The following is a 16,297-nucleotide window of genomic DNA, read 5'->3' as shown; positions in this document are numbered from 1 at the left end:
ATGCGCTTGATCATTGTCAGTGGCCGTTCCGGCTCAGGTAAAAGTACCGCGCTCGATGTCCTTGAAGACAACGGTTACTACTGCATCGACAACTTGCCGGCAGGGCTTCTGCCTGAATTGGCCGAACGCGCACTGATTCACACGGAACTGGCTCAACCGCTGGTGGCCGTGTCCATCGACGCGCGTAACCTGCCAAGCCACCTGTCGCGGTTTCCAGAGCTGCTGGAAGAAGTCCGCAGCCGACACATCAAGTGCGATGTGTTGTACCTGGACGCCGACGAGGAAACACTGCTCAAGCGTTTTTCGGAAACCCGTCGCCGGCACCCGCTGAGCAACGCCAATCGCTCGCTGGCCGAGGCGATCTCCGACGAAACCAATTTACTGGGCCCTATCGCCGACCTGGCTGACCTCAAGGTCAATACCACTAACCTGAACCTGTATCAGCTGCGCGACACCATCAAGCTGCGGCTGCTCAATCAGCCTGAGCCCGGCACGGCGTTCCTGGTGGAGTCTTTCGGGTTCAAGCGTGGCATGCCGGTGGACGCCGACCTGGTGTTCGATGTGCGCTGCCTGCCCAATCCGTACTGGAAGCCCGAGTTGCGCGAGCAGTCCGGGCTGGACCAACCGGTTGCCGACTACCTGGCAGCGCAACCGGACGTAGAGGAGATGTTCCAGGACATTTCCACCTACCTGCTCAAATGGCTACCAAGATTTGCCGCGAGCAACCGCGCGTATGTCACCATCGCTATTGGCTGTACCGGCGGGCATCACCGCTCCGTCTACCTGACCGAACGCCTGGGTCAGACCCTGCAACAATCCCTGAAGAACGTCCAGGTCCGCCACCGCGACCTCAGCTAAAGGATTCACATCGCGATGCCTGCTCTGGAAATCGAAATCATCAACAAGCTGGGCCTGCACGCTCGCGCTTCTGCAAAATTTGTCGGCGTCGCCGGGCAGTTCAAGGATTGCACGATTAGAGTAGGACGCACGCCGGAATCAACGGTCGACGGCAAAAGCATCATGGCAATGATGATGCTCGCGGCCGGCAAGGGGACCAAAATTTACATCAGCACCGAAGGCGAAGATGAGCAAAAGGCGCTTGATGATCTCAAAGCGTTGATCAACGACTACTTCGGCGAAGGCGAGTAAAACCAAAAGATCTTTAACCTCAGGCCAGCGCCGTATCCATCACCATCATCAGACAAAACCCGATCAGCAACCCAAGGCTGGCCAGTTTGTCGTGACCGTTACGGCGCGACTCGGGGATGACTTCGTGCGTGACCACCAACAGCATCGCCCCGGCAGCCAGCGCCAGTCCTAGCGGTAGTAGCAGCTCAGCAAGGCTGACCAGCCAGGCGCACAGCAGTGCGAAAACCGGCTCAACCAGCCCTGACGCTGCACCGATCAGAAATGCCCTCACCCTGGACATGCCCGCCCCCGCCAACACCAGCGCGATTACCAGGCCTTCCGGCACGTCCTGCAACGCGATGCCCATCGCCAGGCTGTCGGCATCAGGCATTCCACCACCTGCCGAAACACCGACGGCCATGCCTTCGGGAATGTTGTGGGCGATGATGGCAAACACGAACAACCAGATCCGCGGCGGAATCACCGGTCGCTCCAGCGTGCCGACCAACATTTCCGGACTGGCGCCAGAGACTTTCAGGTCGACCAGATACAACCCGAACGCGCCGAGCATGATGCCAAAACTGATCAGGCCACTGGCGGCCCAAGGCGACAGACCCAGACCTTCAGCAGCAGAGATGCCTGGCACGATAAGCGAGAACGCCGTCGCCGCCAGCATCACCCCGGCACCGAAACCCAGCAGCGTATCGCTCACGGTCTGAGGCATCCGCCGAATGACCAGAACCGGCACCGCGCCCAAGGCCGTACCCAAGGCGCAGATAGCCCCGCCTTGTAATGCGCGCATCAGTTTCGGCTCAAGATCCAGCCATGCCAGCCCCTGGACAAACAACAACGACATCCCAGCCAGCAGTAGTAGCGATCCCAACGCGTAACGAAACATTCGTCCACTTCCGGTCGCCAGTGTTTCAGTGCCCATAATCAGCCTTGGTTGGTATTTATAGAAGACTTAGCTCAGCGCAGCCTGATAGCGCGCTGCGACTTCCGGCCAATTAATCACGTTGTAAAACGCATTGATGTATTCCGGACGGCGGTTTTGATACTGCAGGTAATAGGCGTGTTCCCAGACGTCCAGGCCGAGGATGGGCGTGTTGCCATTCATCAATGGGCTGTCCTGGTTACCGCTGCTTTCGACGATCAGGGTCTTCTGCGGGGTGACACTCAACCAGGCCCAGCCACTGCCGAATCGGGTCAGTGCGGCTTTGGTGAACGCGTCCTTGAAGCTGTCCAGACCACCCAGCTGCTCTTCAATCGCCTTGGCCAGCGCACCTTCAGGTGTGCCGCCACCCTGTGGTGCCATCACTTCCCAGAACAGCGAATGATTGGCGTGTCCGCCGCCCTGGTTGATGACCGCTGCTCGAAGTTTTTCAGGAAGTTGCTGAACGGCAGCCACCAGTTTCTCCACTGGCCACTCGGCGAATTCGGTGCCTTCGACGGCTGCGTTCAGGTTGTTGATATAAGTCTGGTGGTGCCTGGTGTAATGAATCTCCATGGTCTTGGCATCAATGTGCGGTTCCAGTGCATCGTAGGCGTAAGGCAATGCAGGCAAGGTAAAAGCCATTTTCAGTGAACTCCATGATGAAGAGACGCAGGTGGATTGGCAGCTGAAGCGGCATCGATGTGCAGCAGGCGATGAGTACGAGGGTATTCACCGTGCTCACTGATGAAGTTCAAAAGCTCGACATAGGTTTTACTGCTTTGACGCAACGCGGCTTCACGCAGCGCCGGTGCCAGTCGCGCGTTCTGCATGGTCTGCAGCAGCCGCTGGTGGATGGCGCACAAGTACTCGGCGCTCTCCTCCGGCTGATTCAGACGCAAATGCAAGTCCGCCAGGTTGTGGTGGGAGATCACGCAGGCCGCAACCGCTTCATCAGCGTCCCGCCAGCGTTCGAACAACACTTGGGCCAGCGCCAATGCCTGCAAGTAGGCCTCTCGGGCATCGACCAGTTCGCCCAGCATGAAACAACGGTTTGCCCTTTCGATCGTGCGTTTCCAATGCTCCATGGTGAGCCTCCAAAGCGATTGCGGTGATTACACGCCGCCTGCAGTGAGCTTCTCTGGATTGAGTAGCTCTTCCAGTTGGCTGCGTGTCAGGTCGGTATATTCCAAGGCGACATCGATTACCGGGCGGCCCTGCTGATAGGCCTTCTTGGCAATCTCGGCGGCTTTTTGGTAACCAATGATCGGGTTCAGTGCTGTCACCAGGATCGGGTTGCGTGACAGCGCTTCCTTGAGCCTGGCTTCGTTGACCTTGAAGCTGGCAATGGCCTTCTCGCCCAGCAGATGGCTGGAGTTGGCCAGCAGCTCGATGCTGCTGAGCAGGTTCTGGGCGATGATTGGCAGCATCACGTTGAGTTCGAAATTGCCCGACTGACCGGCGATGGTGATCACCGTGTCGTTGCCGATCACTTGGGCGGCGACCATGGCAGTGGCTTCCGGAATCACCGGATTGACCTTGCCCGGCATGATTGAAGAGCCAGGCTGCAACGCTTCAAGTTCGATTTCGCCGAGACCGGCCAGTGGACCGGAATTCATCCAGCGCAGATCGTTGGCGATTTTCATCAGGGACACCGCCGTGGCTTTTAACTGGCCGGAGACGCTGACGGCAGTGTCCTGCGAGCCAATGAGCGCAAACAGATCCTTGCCCGGCGTAAACGGCACGAGAGTCAGTTTGCTCAGCTGCTCGCTGAATCGCGCCGCAAATTCGGGATGGGCGTTGATGCCAGTGCCGACCGCCGTTCCGCCCTGAGCCAGGGATTGAAGGCTTGGCAGCAAGTCCTGCAAGTGGCCGATGTTGGCCTTGAGCTGTTGTGCCCAACCGTTGAGGACCTGGCTCATGCGTACTGGCATCGCATCCATCAGGTGCGTGCGGCCGGTCTTGACGTGGTGATGGACCTCCTCAGCCTTGCGCTCAATGACCTCTACAAGCCGCAACAGCGCTGGAAGCAGTTGCTCGTGCAATGCCAGCGCGGCGCTCACGTGAAGGGTGGTCGGGATGATGTCGTTGCTGCTCTGGCCGCAGTTGACATGATCGTTGGGATTGACCGACTCGCCCAGCAAACGGCTGGCCAGCGTGGCGATCACTTCGTTGGCGTTCATGTTGGAACTGGTGCCCGAACCGGTCTGGAAGATGTCCACCGGAAAGTGCTGCATGAAGTCGCCTTCGAGCAGGCCTTGCGCGGCATCGACAATCGCCTTGCCCTGGGATTCGCTGATTTGCTTGAGCTCAACGTTGGCACGGGCGGCTGCCACTTTGGCCAGGATCAGCGCCCGAATGAACTGAACGGGCATCGGCTTGCCACTGATCGGGAAGTTGTTCACTGCACGTTGGGTCTGTGCGCCGTAGAGCGCATCTACCGGGACATGCAGCTCGCCCATGCTGTCGCGCTCAATACGTGTCTTGGTCATCAGAAAATCCTTGCACCAGTTCTATGAGGGAAATCGAGGGTTGCAACTCGCAGGTCGCCAGTTGCCAGGTGTAGCTTTGCCAGCGTTTGAGTCGGCATTTGCACAAAGACAGGCGCTCCAGATCGCGCAATGGACGCCAGGCCTGATCCAGACACAGGCTTCGCCAGTGCCACGGCAGCGCGACATCGGCCGCGGTATCGAGCAGGAGACGAAAAGAGGTTTCGGCGATGGTCCAGGGAGAAGTCGCCGTGCAACATGCCAAATAACGGCCTTCAGCCAGGTAATGTTCGATCAGGCGCGGCTCGTCGGGGTCCATTGCGCAACGAATCTGGCGACTCATCCAGCGCCAGCTTTCTTGATAGGGCTGCTCGTGCAAGGCAGAACTCATGATCCGGGGCTCATTCGGTAATGAGATTTATTATTAGATGATAATGAGAACCAACACAACCCCAGCGATATAGCGAGTTCATTGTGGGAGCGGGCTTGCCCGCGATGAGGCCCGTATACCCACATCCATGTCGCCTTACACACCGCCATCGCGGGCAAGCCCACTCCCAAAAGGTTTTTCATTAGCCCAATAAAAAAGGCGCGCCACCCAATTGGGTGGTGCGCCTTTTTGGCATTGCGGTAAGGGTTAGCTACCCGCCACCGTCATCCGCTCGATCAATACCGAACCCGTGCGAATGTTGCTACGCAGTTCCAGGTCGTTACCCACGGCAACGATCTGCTTGAACATGTCGCGCATGTTGCCGGCAATGGTGACCTCCTGGACCGCGAACTGGATTTCGCCGTTTTCGACCCAGTAACCCGCTGCGCCACGGGAGTAGTCGCCGGTGACCATATTCAAACCCTGGCCCATCAATTCGGTCACCAACAGGCCTCGGCCCATGCGGCGCAACAAGGCAGCCTGATCTTCGTCGCCATGGGTGACGAACAGGTTGTGTACCCCTCCGGCGTTGGCGGTACTCGGCATACCGAGCTTGCGACCGGAATAGGTACCCAGGATGTACGACACCAACTCGCCCTTTTCGACGAACGGTTTGGCGTAAGTGGCAAGACCATCACCGTCAAACGCCGAGCTGCCCATGGCGCGCATCAAGTGCGGGCGCTCATCGATAGTCAGCCACTCCGGAAACAGCTTCTGCCCCAAAGTGCCTTCAAGGAATGACGATTTGCGATACAGACTGCCGCCGGAAATCGCCGAGAGGAAACTGCCAAACAGACCACCGGCCAATTCCGCGGAAAACAGCACCGGCACTTCGCACGTCGGCACCGGGCGCGCACCCAACCGGCTCGCAGCACGCTGAGCAGCACGCTGGCCGATACTCACAGGGTCGGCGAGCAAATTGCCCTGACGGCTCACGTCGTACCAGTAATCGCGCTGCATCTGGCCGTCGGCTTCGGCGATCATCACGCAGCTCAGGCTGTGCCGAGTCGATGCATATCCGCCAATGAACCCGTGGCTGTTGCCATAGACGCGGCAGCCCTGGTGCGTACTCAGGGTCGTGCCGTCAGCATTCTTGATCCGGCTGTCCGCGGCAAACGCAGCGGCCTCACAGGTCAGCGCCATCTCGATGGCTTGTTCGGGGGTGATGTCCCATTCGTGGAAAAGGTCGAAGTCCTTCAGGTCCTTGGCCATCAACGCAGCATCGGCCAGGCCCGAGGCCTCGTCTTCGGAGGTGTGTCTGGCGATCGCCAACGCGGCAGCGACGGTTTCGCGAATGGCTTCCGGGCCGCTGGCGGAGGTGCTGGCCGAGCCTTTGCGCTGCCCCACGTACAAGGTAATGCCAAAGCCCTGATCGCGATTGAATTCGACGGTTTCGACTTCACGCTGGCGAACCGAAGTCGACAGGCCCTGCTCCAGGGAAACGGCCACTTCGCAGGCACTGGCGCCTTGGCGTTTGGCTTCAGCGATGATCTGCTCGACTTGTTCCTGCAGTGCCGGCAACGCTTGTGGGCCGACGCTTTCAACTGCACTCATGCTGTTCTCCACTCAAATTCTGCTTTCGGCGAGGGTCTTCGATCGACCGGGCCGGACAAGCGGCCCCCGACTGGTTATCATGGCGGCGATTCTTTGCGGACGGCCACCATGGTTGATTCTTACGACGACTCCCTCGATACGGGAGAAAAAAGCAAATCCCAGGTCAAACGCGAGCTGCATGCTCTGGTTGATCTTGGCGAGCGCCTTACAACACTCAAGCCTGACTTGCTGGCAAAACTGCCCTTGACCGACGCCATGCGCCGGGCACTGGCCGATGCGCCCAAGCACACCGCGAATATCGCGCGTAAACGGCACCTTATGTTCATCGGCAAACTGATGCGCGACCAGGACACTGACGCCATTCTGACTCTGCTCGATCAACTCGATGCCTCCACCCGGCAGTACAACGAACGTTTCCATGGCCTGGAACGCTGGCGCGATCGCTTGATCGCAGGCGACGATGCGGTCCTGGAGAAGTTCGTGGTCGACTACCCGGAGGCTGATCGTCAACAACTGCGCTCCCTGATCCGTCAGGCCCAGCACGAATTGGCGACCAATAAGCCACCGGCTTCGAGCCGTAAAATCTTCAAGTACATCCGTGAGCTGGACGAGACTCAACGCGGTCTGCGCTGAGTAACGACAAACCACATCCCCTGTAGGAGCAGCCTTCGGCAGCTCCTATGCGGGAGATGCATGTTTCTTACGATCCTGTGCCACCCACGGTGATCGCATCAATCTTCAACGTTGGCTGGCCGACACCCACCGGCACCGACTGCCCATCCTTGCCACACGTCCCTACGCCGCTGTCCAGCGACAGGTCATTACCGACCATCGACACCTTGCTCATGGCTTCAGGTCCGTTGCCGATCAACGTTGCGCCTTTGACCGGGGCCGTGATCTTGCCGTCTTCGATCAGATACGCTTCGCTGGTGGAGAACACGAACTTGCCGCTGGTGATGTCGACCTGACCACCGCCCAGGTTGGCGCAGTAAATACCGCGTTTTACCGAAGCAATGATTTCCTCCGGATCGCTTTCGCCTGCCAGCATGTAAGTGTTGGTCATGCGTGGCATTGGCAAGTGTGCGTAGGATTCGCGACGACCGTTACCGGTGCGGGCTACGCCCATCAGTCGCGCATTGAGCTTGTCCTGCATGTAGCCTTTGAGTACGCCGTTTTCGATCAACGTGGTGCACTCGGTCGGCGTACCTTCGTCATCGACACTCAGCGACCCGCGACGGCCGGCCAGCGTGCCGTCATCCACGATCGTGCAGAGCTTGGACGCAACCATCTCGCCCATCCGCCCGCTGTATGCCGAACTGCCCTTGCGGTTGAAATCGCCTTCCAGACCGTGACCGACTGCTTCGTGCAGCAGCACGCCGGACCAGCCGGAACCCAATACCACTGGCAATGTACCCGCAGGCGCAGGAATAGCTTCGAGATTGACCAACGCCTGACGCAGCGCTTCACGGGCATACCCCATGGCTCGGTCATCACTGAGGAAATAACGGTAATCGGTACGACCACCGCCGCCATGACCGCCACGCTCTCGACGCCCGTTCTGCTCGACAATCACACTGACATTGAAACGCACCAGCGGCCGCACATCTGCCGCCAGGCCGCCGTCGGTAGAGGCTACAAGGATGCGCTCCCAGACACCGGCCATGCTCACCGTAACCTGCTGGATACGCGGATCAAGGGCCCGGGTCGCGACGTCGATACGTTTGAGCAATTCGACTTTTTCCGCACGGCTCATCACTTCCAACGGGTTGTCGGGACCGTACAACTGCGCCACATCTTGCGTGGTGAACGCTTGCACGGTGCCGTTCTGCCCAGCGCGGGAAATCGAACGCGCCGCGCGGGCTGCTGCGCCGAGGGCTTCGAGGGTGATGGCGTTGCTGTAGGCGAAACCGGTTTTCTCCCCCGATTGTGCACGCACGCCGACGCCTTGATCGAGGTTGAAGCTACCTTCCTTGACGATGCCGTCTTCCAGCGCCCAGGACTCGGAGATCTGGCCCTGGAAATACAGGTCCGCGGCATCGATGCCCGGGCCGGCCAGATCCCCGAGCACACCTTGCAGGCTCTCGATGGTTACGCCGCCGGGCGCCAGGAGGTGTTCACTGACTGAGGACAACAACTCGCTCATATGCTTTACGCCTTAAATTCGTCGTTCTGAGGCAGGTCGCTGTGCGCCCTGCGAGAAAAAGCGCCGGTGACTGGACACCGGCATCCGCGCCCTGATGGACGCCTGTTCGCTGCTATCGCGTTCGGCCAGCAGCACGGCCTCGCCTTTATCCTGCTGCGCCAACACCCGACCCCAAGGATCGATGATCGCGGCATGGCCCCAGGTTTCTCGGGGGCCGGGGTGCGTTCCACCCTGAGCCGCCGCGAGCACGTAGCATTGTGTCTCGATGGCCCGGGCCCGGATCAACACGTCCCAATGTGCTTCCCCGGTCACGGCGGTAAAGGCTGACGGCGCGGTGATCAACTCCGCACCGGCAGCGCGTAATTCGCTGTACAGCTCCGGGAAGCGCAAGTCGTAACACACCGTCAGGCCAACTCGGCCGACAGGTGTATCCGCCACCACGACGCCACTGCCATAAGCATAGTCATCGGATTCGCGATAACGCCCGCGAGTGTCTGCCACATCCACATCGAACAGGTGGAGTTTGTCGTAGCGCGCCACTGTTTCGCCCTGATCGTCCACCAGCAATGAGCAGGCATTGGCTTTTGCCGTCGGTTGATCCACCGGCGGCAACGGCAAGGTGCCGGCCACTATCCATAACTTGAGGTCGCGGGAGGCCTGTTTCAACCAGGGAAGGATCGGTCCGTCGCCCAATGCTTCGGCGCGACCGATGTCAGCGATGTCTCGACGGCCCATGGCGGCGAAGTTTTCCGGTAGCACCGCAAGGCGCGCGCCACCTTCAGCCGCCTGTTCAAGCAGACGTCGGGCCTGGGCCAGATTGGCCAGTACATCGCTCTGGCTGACCATCTGAATCACCGCTATGGACATGGCCTTTTCCTTACTTGAAATCAATACAGGAGCTGCCATGCTACTCCATCGGACCAAAGACATGATTTCAAAAAGGCTTGTCGAAGGTGATCTTCGGCTCTTTCCACGGGCCTTTGACGGTGTACTTGACGCTGGCGAACCGCGACACACTGTCACCGATCAGCTTGTCGATCAGGAACAAAGCGCCGCCGATAGCCGGTGCGCCGACGATCAGCGCCGCGATCGGCAGGTTGTTGGTGACCGGTAAGGTGACCATCAGCTTGGCGTCGACCTTGTCACCCACCAGGTCCAGCGTCCCGTTGAGTTCGATGTTGCTGGACGGTCCCGTCATCCGGATCGGCTCACGGGTGACGTACACACCGTTGGTCGCCACCAACAGGCCTTTGACCCGGTCGTAACTCAAGCCTTTGCCAAACAGGTCGGAGAAATCCAGGCGCAAGCGTCGACCGATCGAGTTGAAATTGAGCAGGCCAAACACTCGCAAGGCCTGGGCACTGCCTTCAACCTCGACAAACTGCCCCTTATTCAACGACGCATCGAGGGTGCCGGAGAAGCGCTTGGTGGCCAGCCAAGCGGGTGAGCCTGGCCAGCGACCGTCGACATCCATATGGAAATCTTCACTGGTGACACTCGGCGCAAACCCCCAGCCCTTCAACACATCAGCGAGGTTCTTGCCGCTGATCCGGCCTTTGTACCAACTGTTCGAAGCACCGGGCGTGCCTTCCCAGCCGCCGCTACCCTGCAACAAGATCCCCTTGAGCCCAAGATCCAGCGTATTCAGCGCAATGCCCTTGGCCGTCGGACGGACCTTCAGCGACCAGGCGCCCACCAGGTCCTTTCCCTGGTACAACTGGTTGATGGTGATATCCAGTGCCGGGATTTTCGTCGGGTCCACTGAGGCCAGCGGGTCTGGCGAATTTTCGTCGGCGAGAACCGTCGGATCCGGTGCGGGCAAACGTACGGTTTGCAGATTGATCGCAATCGGTGCGGATTTCGCATCGGGAAGACCGACCGAACCCTTTACCTGCTGACTGTCGAGTTGCAACGCCCACGCGGCCGGTTTGCGATTGACCTGCACCGCCGCCTGATCAAGGGTCGTGCCGAAAGCGCTGAGCTTGCCGATTTTCAAGTCTGCGCTGCTGAGCAACTGTTTGGCACTACCACCCGGATCCTGGCCGGCATATTTGTCCGCCAGGTCTTTCCAGGGGCCGACATCCAGTTCCGACAGCGTGCCCCGTACCCGAAGCCCCTTGGCGCCCGGCACAACCGCTCGTCCGCCACCAAGAAGCAACTCACCGCGTCCGTCGTTGAAGTTTCCGGCCGGCGCTTCATAGGTGAAGTTCGCCAGCTCGCCGTAATTGACCCAGTAACGTCGATCCGTGCCTTGCAGGGTCATGCGGAATGTCGTGTCGCGCCCCGTGTCAGCCGTCATGCCGAAGGGAGCCGGCAAATCAACGGCGACGCCTTTGAGGTTGGAGCTGACCAGTAACTGGCTGTCAGGGCCGCCGATGTTCAGTTGCAGTTGATAAGGAATCAGGCCGGACACCGGCAATGGCTGGGTGACGCTCAGCCAGTCCGTGAGTTTCTTGACCTCCACCTGACCCGATGCCGTCACACGGGTCTTGAGATTACCCGCGCTGCCGTCCGCAAAAATCTGTGCACTCACCGGTTTATCGAAAGCGCGCGCCGAAATGTTTTGCCCGCTCAGCCCCTTGGCGCTGTCGAAACGGAAATCCCCCTTGAGCTGCGTCAGCTCCAAGGCGGGGTCGCGCAATTTCAGTCGTGCCTTGGCGGTCTTGAAGTCGACAAGAATCTGCGGCTGCTCGCCTTTGGCCAGAGGAATATCCAGTTTCAACTTACCTTGCAGCTCGCCCTCGCCTTCCCAACCGGCAAAGGTTTCCGCAGTGCCTATCGGTGCTGTCTGGAGGATCTTCAGACCATCGCCCAGTACGCCAGAGAACGCGCCATCAAGGAACAGATGACTGTTCTTGCCGGCAGGAACATGGGGAATGTTGACGTAGATATCGCGAACCTGGGTATCGAGCAATTGCCCCTTGCTGGCGAGAATCCGCACGCCGCTGTCTTCGATGAACACGTCGCCGCTGACCTTGCTTACATGTGGCCACCCCGGCTGGAAGGCCAGTTCTGCGTCGTGAACCTTGAAGAACAGGCTGATGCTGCGCGCAGTGTCAGCGGCACCATGGTTCAGCGAGCCTTGATACTGGAAGAACCCTTCGTCCACGGCCCCTTTGAGAATGGCAGTGCGCAGCCATTCGTCCAGGGCCGGGCTCAGTACCTCAGGCAAGTATTTCGCCGTGTATTTGCCATCGCCATCCACCAGGCCGACCCGCAGGTCCATGTAGTCTTCCTGGGTATGGTCGAAATGCAGACGGATCAAGAAATCGCCGGCAATCTTGCCCTCTTCGCCCAGGACCTTCAGGTAGGGCGCGATCAGGGTGAAACCTTCTTTATCGAGCTTCCAGGTCAATCGGGCGTTGGCCTGAATGTATTGCCACGGCTTGGCGAAAATCGGATCGAGGTGCAGGGAAAAATCCTTGCTGTCCATGCGCAGCTCACCCTGACCCAGGTCGCCGCTGATGCTGCCACTCACATTACGCGCCGCTGGAGCGCCGTGGTAGGCATCGAAGCCTACGCGGTCGAGGTTGGCGGCAAAGCTGAACTTGCTGTTGTCTGTCGCGTTGGGCCGGAAGTCGATCAGCACGTTACGCAGACCACCCGTGACCTTGAGACGCTCGACCGCCGTCGCCACGCCTTCGGGCAGTGGCCCCAGCGCATTCAATAACGGGGTCAGCGGGGTGAGGTCCAGGCGATCGGCTTGCAGGTGCCACAGTTCATCGGACTTGCCACTGGCGGAGGTCTGCTTGAGCTGCAGGCGGGTCTCCCAACGGGTTTCGCCGAGGTTCATCGACAAAGAGTCCAGCGTCACCAGGATGCCTTGGGAACTGCGTTGAAAATAGCCGTTGAGCGCCAGATTGTTGATCTGGACCGGTTTGCGCTCGGCGTAGGCACCCTTGAGTTGCGGTGCATTCAACCGAACGGCACCACTTTGCAGAGCGCCTTTGTTCCAATTGAACCAGAGCTCTCCACCGGCCTTGATCTCGGAAAAATTCCATTGCCGGGTGAGACGCTCGGGCAGCCATTTCGACCAATCACTTTGCGGCAGGCTGACGTAGGCATCGGCCTCGCCATTCTGCCAATCGCTGGCGCGTATGCGGGTGCGCAGGCTCAGGGCCACTGGTTGACCATCGGGCAGGGTCAGTCGGGCATCGATTCGTTGGCGTGAAGCGCCGGTCTTCAGATTTACGCCGACGTACGTCAAGGTGAGCGGAGGATGATCCAGTGGCTGCAAAGTCACCTGGCTGTCGAGAATCGACAGCTGCTGAACCATCTGCATGCGATTGAGCAACTGCTCCGGATCCAGCGGTTGATCCTGCTGGACCGGTAAACCTTCCAGCGCCCAATGACCGTCCTCGCCTTCCTTGAGGCTGATCTTCAGGCCGTTCAGTTCGAGATGAGCGATGCGCACTTCACGAGCCAGCAAACTGGCCCACAGGTCAGGCACGGCGCGCACCTGATCCAGACGCAGCGAATTGGCGCCTTCACCTACCATCACATCGTGAGCCAGCAGGATGGGCGCAAAACCGCTCCAGTTTCCTTCCAGTTCACCGATGTGCAGCGGCATGCCCAAGGCAGCACCAGCCTTGTCCTCGACTTCGGCCCGGTATTCGGCCACCAGCGGTGTCAGCTCCCGGCCGAGGCTGACGTAAAGCGCCATCAACACCAGAACCAACGCGCACAGGCCCAGACCCCAGCGGGTCAGTACGGCCAATATGCGTGTCAGACGGTCCATGTCAGTTGGCTCCCATGGCGTTAAAACTGCAAAAAGCTGAGGCCAGCTGTTCTAGTCGGTTTGCAACATAGCGTTTCAGAGCAGCACCACGTCGTATTGTTCCTGGGAATACATGGTTTCCACCTGGAACCGAATGGTGCGACCGATAAATCCTTCCAGTTCCGCGACATTACCCGACTCTTCATCAAGCAGACGATCGACAACTTTCTGGTTCGCCAATACACGATAGCCTTCCGCCTGATAGGCGCGAGCCTCACGGAGGATTTCGCGGAAGATTTCGTAGCAGACGGTTTCCGGCGTCTTGAGCTTGCCGCGACCCTGGCAACTGCTGCAGGGCTCGCACAGCACTTGCTCGAGACTTTCGCGGGTGCGCTTGCGAGTCATCTGCACCAGGCCCAGCTCGGTGATGCCGATAATGTTGGTCTTGGCGTGATCGCGTTCCAGCTGCTTCTCGAGCGTGCGCAACACCTGACGCTGGTGCTCTTCATCTTCCATGTCGATGAAATCGATGATGATGATCCCGCCGAGGTTGCGCAGGCGCAGTTGCCGAGCAATGGCGGTCGCCGCTTCGAGGTTGGTCTTGAAGATGGTTTCTTCGAGGTTGCGATGACCGACGAATGCCCCGGTATTGACGTCGATGGTGCTCATGGCTTCCGCCGGATCCACCACCAGGTAGCCACCGGATTTGAGCGGGACTTTACGCTCAAGGGCTTTCTGGATTTCGTCCTCAACACCGTACAGATCAAAAATGGGCCGTTCGCCAGGGTAGTGTTCCAGACGATCGGCAATTTCCGGCATCAGTTCGGCGACGAACTGTGTGGTTTTCTGGAAAGTTTCCCGGGAATCGATGCGGATCTTTTCGATCTTCGGGCTGACCAGGTCGCGCAAGGTGCGTAACGCCAGGCCGAGGTCTTCGTAGATCACACTGGGTGCGCTGATGGTTTTTATCTGGTCGTTGATCTGGTCCCAGAGCCTGCGCAGGTAGCGGATGTCCATCAGGATTTCATCGGCGCCGGCGCCTTCAGCCGCGGTCCGCAAAATGAATCCGCCGGCTTCCTTGATACCTTCCTTGGCCACGCAATCGGTCACCACTTGCTTGAGTCGTTCACGCTCGGCTTCGTCTTCGATTTTCAGCGAGATACCGACGTGCGCGGTGCGCGGCATGTACACCAGGTAACGCGATGGAATCGACAATTGCGTCGTCAGGCGCGCTCCTTTGGAACCGATAGGATCTTTGGTGACTTGCACGACCAGGCTTTGGCCTTCGTGAACCAGCGCGCTGATGCTCTCGACCGCCGGGCCTTCGCGCAGGGAAATTTCCGAGGCATGAATGAAGGCGGCACGGTCCAGGCCGATGTCGACGAAGGCCGCCTGCATACCTGGCAGGACCCGTACGACCTTGCCTTTATAGATGTTGCCGACGATCCCGCGCTTTTGCGTGCGCTCGACATGAACTTCTTGCAGAACACCGTTTTCAACCACCGCCACGCGCGATTCCATCGGCGTGATGTTGATCAGGATCTCTTCACTCATGGCAGGGTCTCGTTCAGGCATGTTCACGATAATGGCCGCATCTTGTCATTACGACGCTCAGAGCGCGTTAAGGGTTTGCCAACAGGGTATGCCGAAATGGCCCAGCAGTTCTGCGGTTTCGCACAGCGGCAATCCGACCACCGCCGAGTAGCTGCCATTGAGCTGGGCAACAAACACCGCGCCGAGCCCCTGAATGCCATAGCCACCCGCCTTGTCCCGAGGCTCACCGCTGACCCAGTAGGCCGCAGCTTCTTCAGGACTGATGTTGCGAAAACGCACCTGACTGCGCACTACCCTCGACTCGCATCGCTCTCCATCAAGCAGTGCGATGGCTGTCAGAACTTCATGTTCACGTCCGGACAACATCATAAGCATGGCGCACGCGTCAGCTTCGTCCACCGGCTTGCCAAGAATTTTCCCGTCCAGCACCACGGCAGTATCGGCGCCCAGCACGCAACACTCTGCGGCGGACAGGACTGTGCCGTGCCCGGCCTCGGCTTTGCCGCGCGCCAGGCGCTCGACATACGCCGATGGGGATTCATGAATCAGAGGGGTTTCATCGATGTCCGCGCTGATGGCGGAGAACGGCACGCCAATCTGCGTGAGCAGTTCACGGCGACGTGGCGAGCCTGAGGCGAGGTAAAGCTGTTTCATCACGACATCTCCCTGTCCAGTGCCCTGTCTCACAAATGCTGTTCCTTATTGGCGAGACAGGTCACAGGTGCAGGCCAATGCCTGACCGGATTAATTGATTTTGTAGCGTCGACGCAAACCGCGCAAACCGTAGCTGATCCATGGCCAGAGCAAGGCACTGACCAGTGCCGGCAATACCAGCGCCAACGTTGGCTGACGATTGCCGGTCAGGGCACTGAGCCACAATTGAACAAGTTGTGCGAGGCCGAAGATCACCAGGATCACCAGGCTTTGCTGCCACATCGGGAACATCCGCAGGCGCTGTTGCAGCGACAGCACCAGGAAGGTGATGAGCGTCAGGATCAACGCGTTTTGCCCCAGCAAGGTGCCATACAGCACATCTTCAGCAAGGCCCAGGCACCACGCAGTGACCATGCCGACTTTCTGCGGCATCGCCAATGCCCAGAAGGCCAGCAGCAGTGCCAGCCACAAAGGACGGAGAATTTCCATGAACTGCGGTAGCGGTGAAACGCTGAGCAGCATGCCGATGGCAAACGTCAGCCAGACAATCCAGCCATTTCGGGAAGCAGTCGTACCGACCATTATTCTCGTCCCCCAGTGGAAGCCGGCGCGGAGACAGGCGGCTTGGCAGCAGGCTTGGCGGCAGCGGGTGGTTTGGCAGGAGGTTTGGATGCGGCAGGTTTGGCCGGGGTCGGCG

15 protein-coding genes are annotated in these 16,297 nt (G+C 59.3%); 3 read left to right on the top strand and 12 right to left on the bottom strand.

All coding sequences use genetic code 11. The features are described 5' to 3' along the window. Together rapZ and GBC55_RS20940 are read left to right on the top strand one after the other, a co-directional pair. Nucleotides 1–858, top strand: a complete 858-nt coding sequence (gene rapZ, locus GBC55_RS20945) for an RNase adapter RapZ (RefSeq protein ID WP_162439250.1) — start codon at nt 1–3, stop codon at nt 856–858. A gap of 15 nt (nt 859–873) precedes the next feature. Further along, on the top strand, nt 874–1,149 hold the full coding sequence (locus GBC55_RS20940; RefSeq protein ID WP_162439249.1) for an HPr family phosphocarrier protein: 276 nt from the start codon (nt 874–876) through the stop codon (nt 1,147–1,149). Nucleotides 1,150–1,168: 19 nt separating this feature from the next. On the opposite strand, the gene GBC55_RS20935 is transcribed toward GBC55_RS20940, so the two are convergent. The 6 genes from GBC55_RS20935 to pmbA form a co-directional block, all read right to left on the bottom strand. Next, nucleotides 1,169–2,062 (bottom strand): ZIP family metal transporter, encoded by an 894-nt coding sequence (locus GBC55_RS20935; protein ID WP_162439248.1) that lies wholly within the window; start codon nt 2,060–2,062, stop codon nt 1,169–1,171. 30 nt (nt 2,063–2,092) lie between these two features. After that, nucleotides 2,093–2,704, bottom strand: a complete 612-nt coding sequence (locus GBC55_RS20930) for a superoxide dismutase (protein ID WP_162439247.1) — start codon at nt 2,702–2,704, stop codon at nt 2,093–2,095. A 2-nt stretch (nt 2,705–2,706) separates the two neighbouring features. Further along, on the bottom strand, nt 2,707–3,147 hold the full coding sequence (locus tag GBC55_RS20925) for a hypothetical protein (RefSeq protein ID WP_162439246.1): 441 nt from the start codon (nt 3,145–3,147) through the stop codon (nt 2,707–2,709). A gap of 27 nt (nt 3,148–3,174) precedes the next feature. Next, a complete protein-coding gene (locus GBC55_RS20920; protein ID WP_162439245.1) occupies nt 3,175–4,551 on the bottom strand; it encodes a class II fumarate hydratase in 1,377 nt (458 codons plus the stop codon). Then, the gene (locus tag GBC55_RS20915) at nt 4,532–4,939 is read right to left on the bottom strand and encodes a FagA protein (RefSeq protein WP_162439244.1); all 408 of its coding nucleotides are present in this window, start codon (nt 4,937–4,939) and stop codon (nt 4,532–4,534) included. The genes GBC55_RS20920 and GBC55_RS20915 overlap by 20 nt, the downstream gene beginning before the upstream one ends. 246 nt (nt 4,940–5,185) lie before the next feature. Beyond that, nucleotides 5,186–6,532, bottom strand: coding sequence for a metalloprotease PmbA (gene pmbA, locus GBC55_RS20910; protein ID WP_162439243.1), 1,347 nt, complete (start codon nt 6,530–6,532; stop codon nt 5,186–5,188). A 108-nt stretch (nt 6,533–6,640) separates the two neighbouring features. Here pmbA and yjgA point away from each other — a divergent pair, with 108 nt between their 5' ends. Continuing rightward, complete coding sequence (yjgA, locus tag GBC55_RS20905; RefSeq protein ID WP_033058015.1) at nt 6,641–7,165, top strand: ribosome biogenesis factor YjgA; 525 nt, start codon at nt 6,641–6,643, stop codon at nt 7,163–7,165. A gap of 67 nt (nt 7,166–7,232) precedes the next feature. On the opposite strand, the gene tldD is transcribed toward yjgA, so the two are convergent. The 6 genes from tldD to mreD form a co-directional block, all read right to left on the bottom strand. Continuing rightward, a complete protein-coding gene (gene tldD / locus GBC55_RS20900; RefSeq protein WP_162439242.1) occupies nt 7,233–8,675 on the bottom strand; it encodes a metalloprotease TldD in 1,443 nt (480 codons plus the stop codon). Between the two features lie 12 nt (nt 8,676–8,687). Continuing rightward, nucleotides 8,688–9,542 (bottom strand): carbon-nitrogen hydrolase family protein, encoded by an 855-nt coding sequence (locus GBC55_RS20895; RefSeq protein ID WP_162439241.1) that lies wholly within the window; start codon nt 9,540–9,542, stop codon nt 8,688–8,690. A 67-nt stretch (nt 9,543–9,609) separates the two neighbouring features. Beyond that, on the bottom strand, nt 9,610–13,413 hold the full coding sequence (locus GBC55_RS20890; protein ID WP_162439240.1) for a YhdP family protein: 3,804 nt from the start codon (nt 13,411–13,413) through the stop codon (nt 9,610–9,612). A 75-nt stretch (nt 13,414–13,488) separates the two neighbouring features. Further along, nucleotides 13,489–14,946, bottom strand: a complete 1,458-nt coding sequence (gene rng / locus GBC55_RS20885; RefSeq protein ID WP_162439239.1) for a ribonuclease G — start codon at nt 14,944–14,946, stop codon at nt 13,489–13,491. 57 nt (nt 14,947–15,003) lie between these two features. Next, nucleotides 15,004–15,600: a nucleoside triphosphate pyrophosphatase gene (locus tag GBC55_RS20880; RefSeq protein WP_162439238.1), complete on the bottom strand. Its 597-nt coding sequence runs from the start codon at nt 15,598–15,600 to the stop codon at nt 15,004–15,006. Between the two features lie 90 nt (nt 15,601–15,690). After that, nucleotides 15,691–16,182: a rod shape-determining protein MreD gene (gene mreD / locus GBC55_RS20875; protein ID WP_045061471.1), complete on the bottom strand. Its 492-nt coding sequence runs from the start codon at nt 16,180–16,182 to the stop codon at nt 15,691–15,693. Between the last annotated feature and the right edge of the window lie 115 nt (nt 16,183–16,297).

It is taken from the genome of Pseudomonas sp. TNT3, assembly GCF_010095445.2.
Classification (GTDB): domain Bacteria; phylum Pseudomonadota; class Gammaproteobacteria; order Pseudomonadales; family Pseudomonadaceae; genus Aquipseudomonas.
The sequence above is the reverse complement of the archived record's forward strand: the minus strand, read 5'-3'. Positions and strand labels throughout refer to the sequence as shown.